Raw genomic sequence first — 1,341 nt, forward strand, 5'->3', positions numbered from 1 at the left:
CAAGTCCGAAGGCGCCCGCCACCTGGCCGACGCCGCCGCCGACCACGGGTACCTGCCGGGACCCGGATTCCTGGTCCTCTTCGGCAGCGTCGCCGGGGTCTTCGGAAACCGCGGCCAGGCCGACTACGCCGCCGCCAACGACGCCCTGGACACCCTCGCCCACTCCTGGTCACGGCGGTTCCCCGGCAGGGTGCTGGCGATCGACTGGGGCCCGTGGAGCTCCGGAGCCGGCGGCATGGTCACCCCGGAACTGGAACGCGCCTACGCGCGCCGGGGCATCCCGCTCATCGACCCCGACGCGGGCACGGCCGCGTTCCTCGCCGAACTGGCCCACGGCACGGACACCCAAGTCGTCGTCATGGCACAGGACATGGCGCAGGACATGGCAGGGGACATGCCGGGGGAGCCGGACCATGGCTGAAGCGCGGCACGGCCCCCGGCCCGGCGACGCCGCCATCGTCGGGATGGGCGCGATCTTCCCCGGCGCCGCCGACCTGGCCGCGTACCGGCGCAACCTCCTCGCGGGCGCCGACGCCATCACCGAGGTGCCGCCCACCCGCTGGGACCCGGAGGTCTACTACCACCCGGACGGCGCCGAGGGCCCCGCCCGCAGCGACCGCTTCTACTGCCGGCGCGGCGGCTTCATCGACGACCTCGCCGCCTTCGACCCCACCCGCTTCGGCATCATGCCCGCCGCCGTGGCCGGGGCCGAGCCCGACCAACTGCTGGCCCTGCACGTGATCGCCGCGGCCGTGGCCGACGCGGGGGGCGAGGAGCGGCTGCCCGCCGACCGCTCCCGGATCGGCGTCATCCTCGGCCGGGGCGGCTTCATGGGCATGGCCACCGCCCGCCTCGACCAGCGGGTGCGCACCGCCCACCAGCTCGCCGCGACCCTGCGCGAACTCGCCCCCGAACTGGGCGAGGACCGCGTCAAGGAGGTACGCGAGGCATTCCAGGCGGGCCTCGGCCCGGAGCGGCCGGACGCGTCCATCGGCCTGGTCCCCAGCTTCACCGCTGCCCGCACCGCCAACCGCCTGGACTTCCGAGGCCCCGCCTACACCCTCGACGCCGCCTGCGCCTCGTCGCTGCTCGCCGTCGAGCAAGCCGTCGGCCTGCTGGCGGCGGACCGCTGCGACCTGGTCGTCGCCGGAGCCGTCCACCACTGCCATATCGCCACCCTGTGGAGCGTGTTCACCCAACTGCGCGCGCTCAGCCCCAGCGGGCGGATCCGCCCCTTCGACCGCCGCGCCGACGGGACGCTGCTCTCCGAGGGCACCGGCGTCGTGCTGCTCAAACGGCTGGCCGACGCCGAACGCGACGGCGACCGGATCTACGCCGTCA

At 75.0% G+C, this 1,341-nt stretch carries 2 protein-coding genes; both read left to right on the forward strand.

Annotation, left to right across the window (positions count from 1 at the left end; all coding sequences use genetic code 11):
- On the forward strand, nucleotides 1-421 hold a 421-nt coding region (locus tag QMK28_RS33935), incomplete at its 5' end, for a KR domain-containing protein (RefSeq protein ID WP_326443546.1).
- Nucleotides 414-1,341: beta-ketoacyl [acyl carrier protein] synthase domain-containing protein (locus QMK28_RS33940; protein WP_326443547.1), on the forward strand; the 928-nt coding region annotated here is incomplete at its 3' end. The genes QMK28_RS33935 and QMK28_RS33940, both read left to right, overlap by 8 nt.

It is taken from the genome of Streptomyces sp. H27-D2 (genome assembly GCF_035828615.1).
Taxonomy (GTDB): Bacteria; Actinomycetota; Actinomycetes; order Streptomycetales; family Streptomycetaceae; genus Streptomyces.